This is a genomic window from Exilibacterium tricleocarpae, from assembly GCF_007004655.1.
GTDB classification, from domain to species: Bacteria; Pseudomonadota; Gammaproteobacteria; order Pseudomonadales; family Cellvibrionaceae; genus Exilibacterium; species Exilibacterium tricleocarpae.
In genome coordinates, this window is record NZ_ML660097.1 from 1 (window position 1) to 15578 (window position 15578).

At 57.7% G+C, this 15578-nt stretch carries 2 protein-coding genes; both read left to right on the plus strand.

Features of this window, described 5'->3' with window-relative positions:
- The first annotated feature begins 178 nt into the window (after positions 1-178).
- A complete protein-coding gene (locus tag FKG94_RS16900) occupies positions 179-14566 on the plus strand; it encodes a hypothetical protein (protein ID WP_218943559.1) in 14388 nt (4795 codons plus the stop codon).
- Positions 14567-15238: a hypothetical protein gene (locus FKG94_RS16905; protein WP_142905512.1), complete on the plus strand. Its 672-nt coding sequence runs from the start codon at positions 14567-14569 to the stop codon at positions 15236-15238. It begins immediately after the preceding gene.
- The last annotated feature ends 340 nt before the right edge of the window (positions 15239-15578 follow it).

A 15578-nucleotide genomic window follows, 5' to 3' on the forward strand; every position in this document is an offset into this window, starting at 1 on the left:
TGACGCCGGCGGCGGCAGCACAACATTTGACTACGACTTTACTTTCGTCGATGACCCCACTGATTCCCGGCGTTTCTTTGGCCACTACGACCGTGCTGAGCAGGAGGAGTACCCGGGTAACGGTGTTCCGGAAGACGCCGTTGATCCCTATTCGCATTTTGCCGGCGGCACGACGGTCATGGTCGATGCCCTGGGTAATAATCGGGCCTTTTCGAATGATGCCCAGTATATCGAATGGCGGCTGGCGAACGGTTACTACGCCACTTACAGCGCCGGCCAGGCCGGCTCCGATCCAAGTTTTCAGGCCCAGGTTGACGCTATCCGCAATGCTCACAGCCTGACCTACAGTTATCGTGCCGACGGTTACCTGACCGCGGTGGTCGACCAGCAGGGCTTGCAGACTCTCTATGAATACGACGCTGCCGATAATCTGGTTGCGGTGACCGACCGCAACGGTTTTGGGGCCACCAACAGCGACAGCAGTTATTACCGCGAGATCAGAAGAGAGCTGGGTATCGTCGATAGTGCCGGCCAGGGTAAAGTGGTGGCCGAACTTAGCGAGGCTGAAAAAGCGCTTATTGTCGAGGCTTTTACCAGCCATTTTGAGTACGACGACAAGGGGAACCTGCTGGCGGCAACCGATAACGCAGATAACCTGACGACGTTTACCTACACCGGTTTCAACAAGATCGCCAGCAGCACTTCGGCAGTCGGCAATGCGCTGGTTAACAGTGACGATCAGCAATACCAGGAGCAACGAATTGAGCTGGGATACGCCGCGCTGATTGCCGATTTATCCGCAGCGGATATCGAAGCTATCCTGACACTGCATACGACCTTTTTTGACTACGACACCAACCAAAACCTGATCGAGCGGCGCGATGCCGGCGGCGACATAACGCGTTTTGCCTACGACAGTTTCGGCAACCAGATCAAGCGCACCGTCTTTCTTGACGCCGGCGATTTGAGCGATCCCGACAAGCAGCAGGTGACACAGCTTTTTTATGATGCTTTCGGTAACAATATCCGCACCATCGACGCCGAAGGCAACGTAACCCACAGTGCATTTGACCAATTTGGGAACGTCACTCAGTTTATCGACGGCAATGGCGGCGTCACGTCATTTACCTACGATGCGGACGATCGGCTGTTAAGCGTCACAGACCCGGAGGGACACACGACCACCAACACCTATGATGCGGTCGGCAACCGTATCAGTGTGACCGATGCCAACGGACATACGGTTACCCGTGTTTTTGATCGCAACAATAACCTGATTGCCACTGTTGACCCGTCGGAGACCGACCCCCTGCAGGACCGCACCACCCGGTTCGAATACGATGTCGTGGGTAATCGCACGGTGAAAGTGGACGCCGAAGGCCGCCGCACCGAATTTACCTTCAACGGGCGCCGGGAACTCGTTGAGACCACCACTGCCGAAGTGGCCGGTGCGGATGGTGTCACGCCGATCCGCTACAGTTCTACATTTGCCTATGACGGGGAAGGCAACAGAATACGCACCACCAATAACCGCGGTTTTGCTACCGACATTCTCTATACCCGGAACAACCTGGTGCGCCAGCAGACCGATCCCGATGGCCAGGTTACCCGCATTGAGTACGACGCCAACAACAACCAACTTCGCGTTATTGCCGGCCTGCAGTTGGTGCCGGCCCTGCGGCAGGTGTTGACGTTCCGCTACGATGAAGAGAATCAACTCGTCAGCCAGACCGATGCGGAGGGCAATGTCACCACCTTTGCCTATGACGCACCGGGTAATCGGGTCGCGTTTACGGACGCCAACGGCAATATAAACGAGTTCGAATACGACGGCAATAATCGCCTTGTTCGAGAAATTCGCCCCGAGGTGATCGATCCAATCACAGGCAATCCGGTGCGCTACACCGTAGAACATATTTTTGATGCCAACGGCAATGAAATCGAAACCATCGATGAAAATGGAAACAGCACCCGCTTCCTCTTTGATCGGGACGATAAACTAGTGTTAGTGGAAGATGCAAACGGCGTTAAAACCGTTTTCCAATATGATTCCCGCGAAAATCGCACCGCTGTCATTGTCGGTGCGGATGTGACGGTTGAGGAGCCCGATCCCAATGCCGAGCCTGCCGTAGTGGTCCTGAGTTACGATGATTTCGAGACTGGTCTCGGCAACTATGTAGACGGCGGTGCCGATATGCAGCTCTACACCGGCGGCAGCTTTGCCCATCAGGGGAACAATGCCGCCAATATACAGGACAACAGTGGGGTTGCATCCTCCTTTTTTCACGGCGCCAGTTACGATATCAGCGAGTTTTCGACCCTGGAAATCGACTTTTGGTATTACGCCGTCAGCATGGAAAACAACGAGGACTTCTTCGTGCAGTTGTGGGACGGCAGCAGTTGGCAGACCGTTGCGACCTTCGCCAGGGGCGTAGACTTTAGCAACAACGAGTTCAAGCGTGCCGTGGTTAGCATCTCCAGTAGAGACTATAACTTCTCGAGTGATGCGCGCGTGCGGTTTATGGCGGATGCCAGCAGCAATGGTGACGACATCTATATCGATGAAATTGAAGTGCGTGGGGTTGGTAATGTCGAAGACGCCGGCCGCAAAATTATTGTCAACAATGTTGACCAGGCAAAGTCTACCCGGTTTATTTACGACGAATTTAACCAATTGATCGGGCAAGTCGATGGCGTCGGTAACGCCCTGTCGCAAAGCGATGCGATGTTATACCGGCTGTTGCGCCAGGAGCTGGGCTTCGCCGCACTGGTGGCCGATTTGAGTCCGGCCGACCAGCAGGCGTTGAGTGATCTCTACACCCAGCGTTTTACCTACGACAAAGTCGGCAATCAACTCACCGCCCTCGACAACCTCCAGCGCACCACGGCCTTTCAATACGACGCACTGAACCGCCTGGTTACCAATATCGATGCCTTGGGGCAAGCCACGCGTTTTACCTATGACGGCAACGCCAACCGTGTTTCCCAGCTTGATGCCGAGGGCCGCCTGAGTCGGTTTGACTTTGACAGTGTGGACCGGCTGACGGACACCATCGATCCGCTCGGGGTGGTGACACACCGCGATTACGACACTTTTGGTAACCTGACCGCGGAAACACGGGCTTTCGGCACCGATCAGGCGCGCACCACAAACTTTCAGTACGATCTGAATAACCGGGTCATTGCACAGGTCGATCCAGAGGGGCACAGCCAGGGTTTTGAATACGACGCGTTAGGCAACCGCATCCGTTTTACCGACGCTCGTGGCAACGACACACGATTTATTTACAATGCCTTAAATCGCAATGTACGGATTCTCGATCCGCTCAGCTTTGAAACGCGGCTCGAGTATGACGGCGTGGGTAATCGCATCAGCCTGATCGATGCCCGCGGGGGGCTGGTGCGGTTTGAATACGATCCGGGTAACCGCCGTATTTCCACCACTGACGCGCAGGGTCGCACCACCACTTTTGCCTACGATGTACGTGGTAACCGTGTCGAAAGTCGCACTGCGGCGGGCACCGGCGATGAACAGCTGACGGTGTTCGACTACGATGCGGAGGGAAATTTGCGCCGCGTAATCGATGCCGAGGGCGGTATTACTGAGAACGACTACGATCGGGTCTATAACCGCACAACGGCGACCGATGCCAATGGCAATGCAACGACGACCGAATTTGACGCCGTGGACCGTGTCGTGCGCGTCACCGATGCCGAAGGGCAGGTGACGCTATTTGCCTATGACGCCGTGGGTAACCGCCTGCTGCAAACCGATGCACTCGGGCGCAGCACACAGTTTGCCTATGACGACAATGATCGGTTGATCCGGCAGACAACCGCCGACAACATCGAGACGCAGTTCGGCTTTGATCTCGTGGGCAACCGTGTCACGGTGACTCGCGCTGCCAATACGCCCGAGGCGGCTACCGACACTTTTGGGTATGATCTCGACGACAGACTGGTTTCCCAAACTGATGCCGCCGGCAATACCACAACGTTTGCCTACGACGAGAATGATAACCGCACCCTGGTGACAGATGCCAATGGCAACACCAGTGTGTTTAGCTACGATGCCAATAACCGCGTGGTCGAGATTCAGGACCCGGAGAGTAATATTGTCCGGTACACCTATGACGGCAACGGTAACCGCACCCAGGTGATCGATGCCCGCGGCCATGCGACTACCAGTTTTTACAATGCCAGCAACGAGGTAACCGTATCGGTCGATGCCGAGGGTTACGCCACGGCGTTCGTCTACGACAACAACGGCAATGTGGTGAGCCGCACACTGCATATGCAGCCGTTGCCCCTGCCTGTTGATCCGGCCAGTGCCCCCGTGCTGCCGGTAACAGCCGCAGATCAGACCACACTGTTTGAATACGACCGGCTCAGTCGTGTCGTCGCCAGTATCGACGCCGAGGGTTTTCGGACCGAATTCGCCTATGATGCGGTCGGCAACCGCCTGCAAACGCGCCAGTTCCGTAATCTCGCCGGCACTGATATAGCCGTAACCCACAGCTACTATGACGCTGTCAATCGCGAGGTCGCCGCGATCACGGCGGAGGGTTACTTGACCGAGTACGCTTATGATGCGGTGGGCAACCGCACTCGTCGTACTCTGTTCGATCAGCGCGTGATCGTTCCGGCCAGCGGTTTGCCCGCGGGGCAGCCCGGTGATGCGGGCCGCACCGAGGTGTTTGCCTACGACCTTGTCAACCGGCAGGTGCGGGCCACCAGCGCGCTCGGCGTGGTCACCGACTTCGAATATGATAACCGCAGTAACCGCATTGCGATTATCGAGGCTGCCGGCAGCGACGAACAACGTATCACCCGGTTTGCCTATGACACGGCCGATCGCCTTATCGATACCATCGACGCCCAGGGCACGATCACGCGCTCTGTTCTCGATGCCAACGGCAATACGCTGGAGCGCCGCGACGCCTTCGCAACGGCCGCTGAGCGGGTGATCACATTCACTTTCGACGGCAATAACCGTGTTGTCAGCCAAACCGATGCGCTCGGCGCAGTCACCCGGTTTGTTTACGACGGCAATGGCAACCTGACTGCCAAAACCCTCGCCGCCGGCCTGCCGGAGACGCGTACCGAAACGTTTGAATACGACCGCGAAAACCGCCGCACAGCCGAGGTCAACGGCGCCGGTGAGGGCAGGGAGTTTGCCTACGACGGCGCCGGTAACCGGATTCGGCTGACACTGGCGCCCGGGCTGGCCGAGGCGCGCACCAACACGTTTGAATACGATCGCGACAATCGCATGGTGGCGGGTGTGGACGGCGAGGGCGTGCGCACGGAATATCGCTACGACGGCGCCGACAACAAGATCGAAACTATCCAGGCGACCGCCATCGCGGGCCAGCAGCGGCATTCGTTCTATGTATATGATCAGGACAATCGCCTGTTGCAGGTTACCGATCCGATCGGCGGTGTCACCGAGTACGAGTACGACGTGCTCGGCAATCAAACTCAGGTAACCGATGCCAACGGCGGCATACAAACCAACAGTTTCGATAGTTTGGGGCGCCTGGTATCCACCGTGTCGGCGGGCGGCATACTGACCAGCAATACTTACGACCTGCGCGGCAATACCACCAGCACGACGCAGTCCGCTGCCGACGGCACCGACGCCCGCCGCACCGTGTACGGCTATGATCTGCTCGATCGCCAGGTTTTGGTAACCGACCCTGAAGGATTCAGCACTACTTTCCAGTACGATGTGTTTGGCAATCAGACCCTGGTGACACATGGGCAATACTTGCCACAACCGGGAGATAGCGATTACGACGCCGCCAAAGCCGCCCGCGCTATCGCCCAGGACAATGCCTTTACCTATGATGCGGCAGACCGCCTGCTCAGTCTCACCGACGGTGTCGGCAATATCACCGCCTACACCTACGATGCGGTGGGCAACCGCACCAGCGTTACCGAAGCCGCAAACAGCCAGCCGCGCCTGACAACGTTTACCTACGACCTGGCCAACCGCGTGCTGGAAACGTCCACTCCCGAGGGCGGTGTCAGCCGTAACAGTTACGATCAAACCGGTAACCGGGTGGCTGAGGCGAGACTGCAAAGCGACGACGGTACCACCCAGGTATGGAGCACCACGACCTTTGAATACGACGGCAACGCCCGGCTCACGGCTCAGGTGGATTCCTATGGTACCCGCACGGAATTTATCTACGATGCCATGGGTAATCAATTGCTCATCCGCAGCGCTGCCGGCACGGCCGATGAGCGTGTCACCCGCAAGGAATACGATTTAAACAATAGAGTCAGCGCCGAAATCGACGGAGAGACTAACCGCTCGGAATTCGCCTACGACAGCCTCGGCAATCGTATCAGGGTAACGGATGCCCTGGGTCGGGTCGCACGCTATTACTTTGACGGCAGCAACAACCTGATTGCCATTCTGGACGCTGAGGGCTATGTGAACGCGTTTCTTTACGACGCGGCCGGTAACCGCAGCGGTGAAACGATTTTTATGACGCGCTATACCGGACCCGTGGATGACTTCATCCCGCCGGTTGCGACACCTTCGGCCGATGATCGGGTGTTTACATCGGTGTTTGACGGTAATAGCCGGCTCGTGCAACGCATCGAGTCCGACGGCAGTACCACTCTGTTTGAATACGATGCCGCCGGCAACGTCAGTCGCGAGGTACAGTTTGCCGATACGGCGGCGCCGCGCCAGCTCAGTTACGTTTACGACCTGAATAACCGCCTGACGACATTTACCGACGTCGACGGCACCGTCACCACATTTACCTACGACGGGGCCAACAACAAGACCAGTGAAACGCTCAGTAATCCGCTGGAGCCCGGCGCCGTCCGGCAAACACTGTTTGAATATGATCTGAACAATCGCCTGGTGCGGGAGATATTTGATCCGAGCGGTTTGAATCTGGTTCAGAGCATCGAATACGATCTGGTGGGCAACGCCATTGCCAACACCGATGCCAACGGTAATACCACGCGTTCCGAATACGATTTGAACAACCGGGTTGTGCGCCAGGTAGACGCGCTGAACAACGACACCCTGATCAGCTACGATGCCGTGGGTAATCAAATCGCGGTTACCGACGCCAACGGTAACACCCGCACCTTTGCCTATGACCGCAACAATCGCGTGGTTCTGGAAACCCTGCCGTCGGTTAGTCGCTACGCTATCGACGGCGGCTTTGAAGTCATAGTGCCGACCCTGGCGCGCAGCTACGATGCGGCCGGGAATGAAGTCCAGGTAGTGGATGCCGAGGGCAATATTACCACCCGTTACTTCGACAGCAACGACCGACTGGTTGCCGAAATCAACGGCGACAATGCGTTCAGGGAGTTCACCTTCAACGCCGCCGGTGAAATGCTCAGCGAAACGCTGTATATGACCCGGTTGGCGGCCGCTGCCCAGGACCCCGCGGTCAGGCCCGCAGCGCCGGCGGGCGAGTCCCGCATCACAGCCATGGAGTACGATCTCCTGGGGCGGGTAACCCGCATTACCCTGCCGGCCATCACCGTGACCACATTGATCGATGCCGGCACCGACAGTCCGAGTTTTACCACCGCCACTGTCTCGCCCCAGGAGCTGTTTGCCTATGATGCGTATGGCAATCAAATTGAAATTATCGATCGCAATGGCAACCGCACGGTGGCCTACTATGATGCCAAGGACAGACTGGTCGCACAGGTTGACGGCGAGGGCTATCTCACCGAATTTGATTATGACTCCCAGGATAATGTGCTGGAGCAGCGCAATTATACACAGCGGCTGGACCTTGCCACGCTCGACCCGGCCGTGCGCCCGACACCGCCGGCGGGCGAAGTCTATCAGACCAACCGGGTTTACGATGTTGCCAATCGTTTGATCGAAGAGCACTCACCGCAGGTTGAAGTTTTCGATCCGGCAACACTCGCCACCAGCGTCGAGCGCGTCATCACCCGCTATACCTACGATGGGGTAGGCAACCAGACCAGCCGCACCCTGGCGGCAGACTCAGCCCAGATGCTTACCGAATACAGCTATTTTGACGCGCTCAACCGCGAGGTTGCGGTTATCGACGGCAACCGTGTGATCAATGTCTTCGGTTTCGATGCCAATGGCAACCAGACCCTGGCCAAGCGGTATTTCAATACCCTGGCGGTGGCTGTAGACCCGACCACGCTTGACGGCGGCACCAATTTTGCCGCCCTGGTGGCCGATAATGTAAACGACCAGGAAATAAGGCGTCTCTACGACGCGCTCAACCGTCTCAGTGCGGAAACCGAACTGATGGGCCCCGGTGGCGCCGATGATTTACTCAAAAGCTTTGGCTACGACGCCAACGGCAATCGCAGCCGGTCGGTCGATGAAGACGGCTTTGTGCAACAGTTCAGTTACGACAGCAATGGTAATCTACTGCGTTCCATCAGCCCTGATAACAGCGGCTCGATCTACGAATACGATACGGCCGGCAACCAGATTTTTGCCTTTACCGGGCAGTTGGATTCGGTGCCGCTTCCCGCCTCCAATATCGGCGCGAGTCTGGGCGATTCACTGACTTTCGATTGGACGCTGCCGAGCGGTGCCAATGTCCAGTCTTATGTTGTTTACGATACCGCGAGCCGCAGTGATCCGAATACCTATGCCAACCAGAGCGTCGTGCAGGGTACCTGGTTTAGCGAGACCGGCTCGGTGTCCATACCCACCAGTGCCCTGACTGCCGGTGATACCGTTTTTTTCCGGGTCGTGACCGAGGATGCCGTCGGCAGCCTGACCTGGACGGCCGAGCAATCGGTGACATTGCCGCCACGCATAAACGACATAGCCGTAGCCCAAACTGCTGCCGATACACTCGAGATCAGCGTGCAGTTTGATGCCGGTGTCGTCGATCCCGAAGTCGCCTTTGGCATGCCGGGCACAACCACGACGACGGTGTCTATGGTCGATCTCGGCGGCGGGCTGTACCGCGCGACGCTGACGGGTGTGACCAACCCTCAGGAACTGGCTTTCCGTATCCAGTGGCAGGACGACACCGGTGCCGGTTACGCCAGTGAAGAGCTGCCGTTTGAGGCGCAGGGCGGTCACCTGGGTGTCAGTTCGGCGTTGACCGAGTCTACCGTGATGGTCGGTGCCGATAACTTCTACCGGGTTAACGTCGATACCACGTTGCCGAGCGCTTTTGGCGGCGACCTGCTCGGTGTGTCCGCCACCTGGGTTAACAGCGCCGATGCTGGTATCCGCGGCAGTGCCAGTGTCGAGGGGATTGATAGCGGTCTCGGATTCGTCACTTTCCCGATTGTGATTGGGGCCGGTGACAACGCGCTGGAAGCGGGCACCTATACAGTCACCCTGCGGGCTGTCGGTGAAGTCGAGGATACCATTCTCGACACGTTCGAAGTCACTGTCGGCAGCGGTCTGCTCACTGACACACGCCGCAGTGCGAGCTGGAGTGCGGCGCCGGTGGGTGACAGCCAGGTTGTTGTCGTCAACGGCGAGCGAGCCATGGCGGTGCGCGAAGGGAATCGGCTGGTGGTTGACCCGGGTCTCGACAACCCGGGCAGTGTCGACTACAGCGTCTTTTACGGCACCGCCTTCAGTGATACCCACACCACGACTGTCACCTCGACCGAAATCACTGAGACGGACACCACCACCATGCCGCCGACGGTTACCGTGCTCGGGTATGACCTCAGTGTGTCGGCGGTTTTGTCCGCCGCCGAAGCCGCCGCCATTGACGGCGATGTGCGCCTGTCGTGGCGCGCGGCCGGCAGCGGCACCGAGTTTGCCAACGAAGTGGTTCTGGCGGCTACCGGTTCCACCTTCGAGACCACACTGGCGTTGCTGGCAGCCGGGCAATACGACTTAAAAATACATTACCTCAATAGCGCCGGTGAAGAGGTTATCGTGGATTGGTTGCGGGTGGATACGGCCGAGGCGACACTGGCAGTTACCGACAATTCGATTGCCGTTGCAGCGACGGAGACCAACGGCGCTATCAGCCTGTCTGCCGATGACACAGTCGATGTCGATCCCGGTCTTTACAGCGGGCCCCTGGATTTGGCCGCCGCTGCACTGACGTTGCAAACACTAGCCACCGGGAACCTCGGTGCAACGGTCCAGCGCGATGGCAGCGATACGGGCTACTTCGTGGAAAACCGCTACGATGCGCTCAATAATCTGATCGCCACCAACGGTGAAACCGGCGTCTGGCGTGAGTTTGGCGTAGATGCCAACGGCAATCGGGTAGTGACCCAAAGTTTTGGTGACGAGGGCGCACCCAATCCCATTACCAGCTTCAATGCCTATGACAGCCGCAATCGCGAGGTGGCGCAGTTCGCACCGCAAGTCGACGGGCAACAGGCGGTCACCCGTTTCGAGTACGATTTACAGGACAATATCACCTTGATTGTCGATGCCCTGGGCGGGCAGACACGCCGCACCTGGAATGCGCTGGGTAGTCAGTTGACCGAGCAGGACCAGCTTTTTAACACCACAACCTTTCGCTATGACCGGCTCGGTCGCAACACCGCCGAAATTGATGCGCTCGGCAACACGCAATACAAACGCTACGATAAGGTGGGCAACCTTATCCAGACCATCGACGGTAGGGGCGACGCCGTCGACCACGTTTACGATGTGTTTGGCCGCCGCATTCAGATGTCCAATGCCCTCGGTCAAAGTGTCGATATGACCTATGATCAACGCGACCGCCTGGTGCGCGCCGAGGATGCCCTGGGTTTTGTTACCCGCTATGAATATGACGGGCGCGGTAACCGCACGCTGACAGTCGATGGCAACGGCAATGAATCGCGGCAGGTCTGGGACGGCCTGGGTCGGGTGGGGGAGACAGTCACCCGTCAAAACGGTCAGGCTATCAGCGAGCGCAACCAGTACGATGCCTACGGTAACCTGGTGGCTGAAGTGGACGGGGCGGGGCGGATCACGACAAAAGTGTACGGCGCTTTTGGCCGGTTGTTGCAGCAAATCGATGCCGGCGGCCGGATCACCGCTTTTGACTATGATGAGCAGGGGCGGGTGGTGCGCGAGTTCAGCGCCAACGGCAAAGACATCCGCCGCAGTTACGACGCCGCCGGCCGCCTGCTGGCGGTCAACGATGTCGGCACCGGTGTCAGCACTACTTACACCTACGACCTGGCCGGCAAGCGTCTCACCGAAGTGGTGACCACACCGGGTAATGCCCACAACCGCAATGTCAGCTATGCCTACGATGCCATCGGCCAAATGGTGCGCTGGGCCGATACGGTGACCGGCATGCAGACCAATTACAACTGGGACGCCGCCGGCAATCTGGCCCACGCCTTTACCGATCTGGGCTACGATCCGGATAACGAGGGGCTGGCTGCCGGCACGCGATTTGTCGATCACCAGTACAGTTACGACGCCAACAACCGCGTGATCCAACAAACCCAGCGCGGTGCCATTGAGGTCCAGTACAGTTACGACGCCGCCGGTAACCGGGTGATGGTCAATCACCAGGGTACGGTCACCGATTACCTTTTCGATGCTAACGGCCGTGTTATTCGCGCTGAAAGCGGTGGCACCGTCACCGCCGACTGGGCTTATGACAATGTCGGCAACGTCACGCGCTTTCGCACCTTCGATGCGAGCGGTGCGGTGGACAAGGTCACCACCAGACAGTATCACGAGAACAACCGTAACTTTTTCACCAACGACGACGGCCAACAGACCACACTCACCCTCGATGGCGCCGGCAATGTCACCCGCACCAAACTGGTCGACGACGGCGATACTTTCTACTTCGACCATATCTACAACGCCGCCGGTCAGGAAACCCGAATCAATGCCCGCGGTAAAGACGTCGGCGGCCGCACCATTAATAACTATGACGTCAACGACAACCTGGTTGAACTCGACAAAGGGGAGGGTGACAACCAGGACCGGCGCGAACTGCTGCGCTTTGTCTACAACAACGACGGCCAGATTCTCTATCGATTCAACGACACCGGCAAGGGCGATGATATTTTCGAAACCGAATTTGCCTACGCCAACCGCAATCCTGTTGGTCAAACCGGGGAGACCGAGGACGCCGCCAGTGAAACCTTGTTGGACACTGGCGCCTACAACCTGGTGCAGCCGCTTGGGGAGGACTTTCCCAACAGTGCCGTAACCTTCATCACCGCCTCGGCGGGCGATACCCTGGAGGGAATTGCCGCCGCCGTCTATGGTAACCCCAGTCTTTGGTTTGTGTTGGCCGAAGCCAACGGCCTGCTGCCCGGGGAACCCCTGACCGAAGGCCAGCGACTGCAGATACCCAATACCGTGAAGACCGGCCGGCTCACGGCCGACACCCATGTGGTGTATAACGAAGGCGATATTATCGGCTCCACCCTGCCCAACCTGAAATCCGATCCCAAAGACGACGGTTGCGGCAGTTTCCTCGCCATCATTATTGTGGTGATCATCGCCGTGGTGGCGGTCATTGCCACGGCCGGCCTGGCCGGCGCTTTCCTGGGCGCCGCCGGGACTTTCCTGGGGCTGTCCGGCACCGCCGCCACCGTGGCCGCCTTTGCCGTTGCCGGCGCTATTGTCGGTGCCGCGGCCTCGATTGTGCAGCAGGGGTTGTTTATTGCCTTGGGGTACCAGGATGAATTCAGTTGGCGCTCGGTCGCCGCGGGCGCTATCAGCGGCGCCCTGTCGGGGGCGGCGCAAGGATTTGGACAAGTGGCCGCCGTCTCCACCGTGGCCGACACGGTCAAGTTTGCGAAAACCTCCGCCCGCGCACTGCAGGTTGCCAGCGCTGCCAGCAGGCAACTGATTGAAAGCGGAAAAATAACCAGTTGGTCGAGCCTGGCGGCAGCCGGTCTGGGGCCGGTCAGGGGGGTGGGCGCAGATGGCAAGGTGGGTAACCTGATCGAGAGTGTCGGCACCGAAGTCGGTGGCACGCTCGGCACTGCGCTGAATTACGTGACGCCCTGGCTGGGTGCGGCGGAAACCTTTATCAGGACCGGTGAGGTGGCCCCCGCGGATTGGGTATCAAATCTCGGCAGCACGCTGAGCAGTGCCATAACCGGTGACGACGGTACTTTCCTCGGGCTGCAGGCGGCGGAAACCCAGCGCCTGACCACCTTGATCACCGCCGGTGTTCTGACGGCGTTTGATAAAGACGCCGGGCTAGAATACATCGCCGGCACTGTCGGCAGTGAACTGGCCGGTTTTATCGGTCAGAGGCTCGCCGGTGCGTTTGGCCTGGCCGGCGAGACGGGCAGTATTGCCCGCCTGCGGCAAAACATTGTCAATGCCGAGGCCCTCGCCGCGTCCCGCAACCTGAGACCGGAGCTGCTGTTTGCCAGCTTCAACGATCCCCGCAACGACAGTCTGTTTTTGGATGAAGAGGGCAACCCGTTGCGACTGCTGGCCGCCAATACCAATGACCCGGTGGCGCTCGACGATTCTCTCGGCAATGCCCTGTCCAGCGAATTAGTGTCGAATAATCCGTTTACCGGTTTGGGGGGAGACGACACCGATACGGAGAGCCTGGCCGAGCAGATCAGGGCGCGCCTGGCCGCCGAGGGGGCGAGCGCTGAACAGATTGAAGACGTGTTCCAGTCTCTCGACCTGGACAATGCTTTGGGTGATGTTGTGGCCGTCGGGCAGCGGCTTGACGACTTGCGCAATCAACCAATTTTACTTGCCTCGACCGATGACACATTTCTGCCGGATCAGCGCACGACCCTTGATACCCTGATTAATACGGCCGCCCCGGTGCTGGAAACCCTGGGGCAGCTCTCCCTGGACCTCAGCGAACAGTTGGACAGGCCGCTGGCGCGCTTTGCACTGATCGCCCTCGACATTGCCGGTGGGCCGGTCAAGTTCGCGGTGCGCGAGGCGGTCCTTGCCTCGCCGATCGGTGACGCGATAAATGACGGTGTCGAGTTTGCCTTCCAAGAGGCCACCGCGCTGGTGGTAGCGGCAACGGGCTTTGACGAGGAACGGGCCGGCAAAGTTGTGGTGGGCACCTTGGCGGTGGCTGGCGCGGCGATTATTGGTGGCAAATTCCTGCGTCGAAATCTACCGCGGCTGGCAGCCAGTTTCCGCAACCGGGTCCGCTTTGCAAACCCTGACAGGCGGGTGGGTGTGGACCTGAGTAATCGTGACACCGTAAGTGTAAGAGATGCCCGCCGCCTCGACGGTCCCAATAGGGGGCTTATTTTTGTGCGAGAGCCCCAGGGCGATTTTACTACCCGTCCCGGTCGGTTTGAAGCGGGCACTACCGGTGCCGCCTCGGATGTGGCGTCCGGCAGCCGTTCATCTCCGTCGTTGAGATTTGACAATCCCGCCGCCAGCAGTAACCCAGGGGTTAACAATTTTGTAAGATTTGATGGTATTGAGGCCGATGGTGTAACATTGATCGACAGGAAAACCGCGTTGACCACAAAAGCCAAGCAGATTAATGATCTTGCACGCGCCTCTGAAGCTGTCAGACAAAATCCGAATTTCAGGCTGGTTTTTGAGTTCCCCGACCAAAGCTCACTGGAAAGTGCAAGGAGAATCTTGCGGAGCCAAAATATTACCAACATTGCCACGAGAGTTGCGCCATAAATGAATAAATACTACCTTGACTTGCGGCACAGAGCGAAAGTTGATGAACCCATTCAGAATAAGCATAAGCATTTCATGCAAACCATGGCCGAAATCGAGGCGCCTTGGGGCTATGGGGGCAAGTCCGTTCCGGCAGTAAACGTGAGCGATATGGAATTGGTGGCGGTAGTCGAGTTGGGTGAGCTGTCGAGCCGGGGTATTAAAAGTTACATTACTTATAAATTAAGGAGCGAAAAATATCTCAGGGATAATGCCCAATATGACGATACTGTCATTATCGAGTTTAAGCCGGGAGACGCCGATCTCTCTAATTTTATTGAAACTGTTTTTCCCCGCTATATCGAAGCTTTTGACTGTTATAGAGCTACCGTTGGCAACCGGGAAATCGCCCAGGACGATTGGGGGACTATTGTTGAGCAGTGTAATTCGCAGGGCAGGGATGTCAACGGCAGGGACGGTGTATATCGCATCAATGAATTAAATTTTTATGATCGAGAACTCTGTAAGCGAGCTTTTGGTTTGTCACCGGAAGCAATCGTGAAACGCTTAGAGGGTAAAGTCGAGCGTGTGTCTCTATTCCACGACGGTGTGCTGCTTGTCGGCAGTTCTACCTTACTATCCCGCGACGAGTTGGAAAAGCTGAATTCGACAGTGAAAGCGCTACTGAAATAAGCTCGGTCAATGTTTGCAGCCCGGGTCGGTACCAACGGATCTCGTTGGCATCAGGTTCCACAGCATACCTGTTCTACAGAATACCCATGGTAACCGGTGACATTGGCGCTGGTTGAACCGCGGTCGATTTGTCCGTGGCCGAATATAAGTCTCCCGGTTGGATTGCCACCGCTTTCTATTGAGACGGTGGGCGGTGGCGCCTTTACGCAAGATCAGTTTAACCACGCCATCTCATCAAAGATAAGTGTTAACCAGACGCAGAGACTTACCTCTATATCAGCCTGGTTGGATCCCCCTTGTGGTTGAAGTCATTATCGGGGACTGCGGCAGCTCAGGCGCT